General features: G+C 38.5%; 4 protein-coding genes and 1 pseudogene. All 5 read right to left on the bottom strand.

The features are described 5' to 3' along the window. Nucleotides 1-338: 338 nt before the first annotated feature. Nucleotides 339-1,313: pseudogene (locus H5118_RS20265) on the bottom strand (transposase). Nucleotides 1,314-1,436: 123 nt separating this feature from the next. Continuing rightward, nucleotides 1,437-1,715: a hypothetical protein gene (locus H5118_RS20270; protein WP_182749971.1), complete on the bottom strand. Its 279-nt coding sequence runs from the start codon at nt 1,713-1,715 to the stop codon at nt 1,437-1,439. Nucleotides 1,716-1,818: 103 nt separating this feature from the next. After that, nucleotides 1,819-2,175 carry a hypothetical protein gene (locus tag H5118_RS20275; protein ID WP_182749972.1) on the bottom strand — a complete coding sequence of 119 codons (357 nt, stop codon included), beginning with the start codon at nt 2,173-2,175 and terminating at the stop codon, nt 1,819-1,821. A 106-nt stretch (nt 2,176-2,281) separates the two neighbouring features. After that, nucleotides 2,282-2,683, bottom strand: coding sequence for a hypothetical protein (locus H5118_RS20280; protein WP_182749974.1), 402 nt, complete (start codon nt 2,681-2,683; stop codon nt 2,282-2,284). Nucleotides 2,684-2,788: 105 nt separating this feature from the next. Then, nucleotides 2,789-3,328, bottom strand: a complete 540-nt coding sequence (locus H5118_RS20285; protein ID WP_182749976.1) for a hypothetical protein — start codon at nt 3,326-3,328, stop codon at nt 2,789-2,791. Between the last annotated feature and the right edge of the window lie 283 nt (nt 3,329-3,611).

Consider the following 3,611-nt stretch of genomic DNA (forward strand, 5'->3'; position numbering starts at 1 on the left):
CCCGTAGTAAAAAACAAGCAAAGCTCCCTGTAGTGATGACCCCAGAGGAAGTTAAAATGTTGATGGCTCATTTAAATAAGCGCTATTATTTAATTGCAGCCCTTATGTATGGAAGTGGCTTAAGAAAACTAAACTAGACAGCCACTCTAATTGAACGAACAAAACGTTACTATTAAATTTAATTTTTAGGTTAATAATTTATCTTTTATCGCCGGGTTACTTTCATTTCATACATCAAATAAGTCACTAGCGCTCTTAATCTAAATTACACGCATGAAAATGCCTGCATGATGCAGTTATGATTATTAATGAATAGTTTTACTGGTTTAGTTGAAACTTTATGCCAGTAGCTTTTTGCAGTTACTGATATTCGCTCGCCGCTTTCGGTTTAAGTTTTCACAATAACCTTCTTGTGAGGCTGGCCTACCCACTGCGCCATGAAATACGTGCGTAAATTGGGTTGTAAGCTTTAACCAGTTTTCTGGAGATATATTCACTCTTTCTAGAAGAGGCAAGTCTGTACTTTCAATATATCCTCGCTTGTCTTCTCGTATACAACGTCCTGTTAATTCAACAAGTTCGAGGTACGATTTAAGCTCAAACGAGAGTCCTTTTGGCATAATCTGACGTGGCATACCTGCAAAACGTAATAACTGTTGAGGCTGTTTACCTTCTGCGGCGCATGTTAAGCGCTTTTGTACACTGGTACGGTCTGATTCTTCTGGTGTGTTAGCCATTTTAGCTCTAATGGGATTTAAATCGACATAGGCCATACAAGCTGCAAGTGCTGCTTCATCTAGTAATGCTTGCGATTTGAATCTGCCCTCCCAGAACCTCCCTGTGCAGTTATCTTCTTTGTTCGCTCTGCGGGCAATGTCTTCATTTAGTAATCGCATAAACCAGCTGATACTTGCTAGGCGTTCGCGGTATTGTTTAACCGTTTGATTGAAAAAGATGAGTTCAACTTTACTTAGCTTTTCACCTTGTACATATTTTTGCGTTAGCAATGTGCCTTTACAGAGTTTATGCCAGCGAATAATAATCGCTTTATCATTTAGCCTATTCGCTTTCTTATCATCAACATACAATACTAAATGCGTATGATTACTCATGACGGCATAAGCACATACATCAATACAAAATATTTTTCCTAATAAGAGCAACCTATCTTCAACCTAGCCTCGTCGATGCTCATAAGATTGACCTGTAAAGCGGTCTTCACCACACAAAAAAGCACGACGCACGCAACGTGAAATACAATGGTAGTATTTTGTATCAACCAAACTTACTTGACACTTTCTCGCGATAGCCATAAGACACCCTGCTTGTTTTTTGCACTAAATAAAGGCTAGCCTTTAACTTCGAAAAGTGCAAAATTTAGGATGGGTGTCTTGTTTATTTTCGTTTATTTTCTGATGTTTTTGTTAGTTGCCATATTACGGAATTCCTATTTCCCAAAGTTCTTCATTGGACAGAAGGTCCTGAGAACCATCTGCATTATATTTAACGCCTAAACAAAAATGTTTTGAGACGAGTAGTCCATTAGACGTAAGTTCAAATATTACTAAGGCTGAATCAGAAAATTGATCTTGCCAAATATTCTGATTGTAGCTTTTACCGCCAAGCAGAACAGTACTTTCATTTGGTAAAGAGTAATCTGATGGATTTTCCAGATACGCCTGTCTCTGTGTTTCCAAATGTTGTTGTATATCCATATTCACTCTTGGCAACTAACGCCCAAATAACAGGCTAAAAATAGTGGGCTAAAATGGAGCGAAGCGAACAGCCCACTGTTTTTAGTCCTTGTTGATTTTCTTGTTAGGTGACTGTTTGCTTATTTGCCATAGAGGACATTATTACACCTGAACAAAGCCCTGAAACTACAGCAGCAATCTGCCATTCGATTTCACCTGAAAAAATCATGGGTAAGCTACAGATAACACCTGCACTAACGTAATGAACTCGATTTAATAAATTAAATTTTTTCATTACTATAAGAGCGCTACCGCCTAAAATCAGCATATAAAAGGCTACAAAAAGACTTGTTATACCAATAAGTGAAACCAAATTAGGTAACTCTATTAAAGTGAAATCTATTCCATCCCACTGAAACGCAGTTACCTGAATAAATGTGACACTTAACCAGCAGATAATCGCCGAAATAAAGAGTTTCACCAAAGTCACCTAACGCCCCACTTAGGGGCACAAATACGCAGGCTATAATACGGAGCGAAGCGAAGGGAGCCTGCGTGTTTGTGTCCCAACGAGCGCCAGCGAGTGACTACAGTGGTTTGTTAGAAGACGATGTTTCTACTACCTTTGGTTGCTCAAAAGCTAAAACCGAAACACACTCGTTTAAACCAATAATTAGGTATTCCCTCGGCTGATATAGCTTACCAGTAATGAAGTGTTCTCTGGTGTTTTCCAGTGCATTCCAGCCACCGTCGATTACTTCAAAACACCAACCAGTTTTTAAGTTACAATCACTCCAAAACTCGCCTAAATCACCTTCATCAAGCACTCTGAAACCATAAATAGCATCGAAATGAGCTTTTATACTCCAACTCTTCGATTTAACAGCAATGTTTAAGCATTCTTTGTCGAATGTAATTTCGTCAATGTCTACTGTAGAGTCTGATTCGAAACCAGTCTCTACTTTTACAACCTTAGGCTCATAAATCATCGCTAGTCTTCTAACACCCTGCTTAGGGGCGGAAACACATGGGCTAAAATTTAGGAGCGAAGCGACGCAGCCCATGTGTTTGCGTCCCAGCGAGCCCGCGAGCGGCTACAGCAGATTGTTAGGTTGTACCGGTGCTCCAACTACTAAGTTAGAAATGGGTTCAGGGCACTTTTCAATATCTGGACATGGCCATGATGAAATAACCTCCTCTCCAGCAAAGCCAAACTCATCAACTGTACCATGTACATCCATGCCTCCATCACATATGTTTGCTCTAAGCGAAAAATGAAAGCTACCTCCTAAGACTGAATAAGCTGCAATTTCAGTTGATTCTGCAAATATAGGTTTTCTTTCAGGTTGCTCAACTAAAATTTCCATTTTTAGGGCATTTTCCATCGAACACGAGCGCACTTTTTCATTAGTTAGTTTAGCGGTTACAGTACGAATTATTTCTGCTTTTGAGTTTAGATAGACAAAGTTAAAAATGGCTCCTGAACTTATAATGCTGGGAGTTGGCTGCTTTAATGCAGCGGTATATTCCTCTACATATTCCCAGTATTTTTCTTCAGCCAGACGCTCTTCTCGAGAACTGTTAGCACACCCAGAAATAAATAAAATCATAAGAAAAAATGAGAGTAATTTCATAGAAACCTAACAATTTAATAGTGCGCTCATCGCGCATATTTCTGCCAACAATACTCTCATGTATTTTATAAATCATTTTTACCAAATAACTTAACACATTGCTATATATAATTTTTATTAGCATTCAAACTCTCAATAAAAGAGAAAATGCGCTCGCCGCTCATTTTCTTGAATATGTGTGCATCACAACTATACTGTATATAAAAACAGCGCCATTATTGGTAATAGTATGAAAACACGTTCCCCATTTTTAAATTATATAGCCGATTATATGTTGGTACGT

Source organism: Pseudoalteromonas sp. SR41-1 (assembly GCF_014164015.1).
Classification (GTDB): Bacteria; Pseudomonadota; Gammaproteobacteria; order Enterobacterales; family Alteromonadaceae; genus Pseudoalteromonas; species Pseudoalteromonas distincta.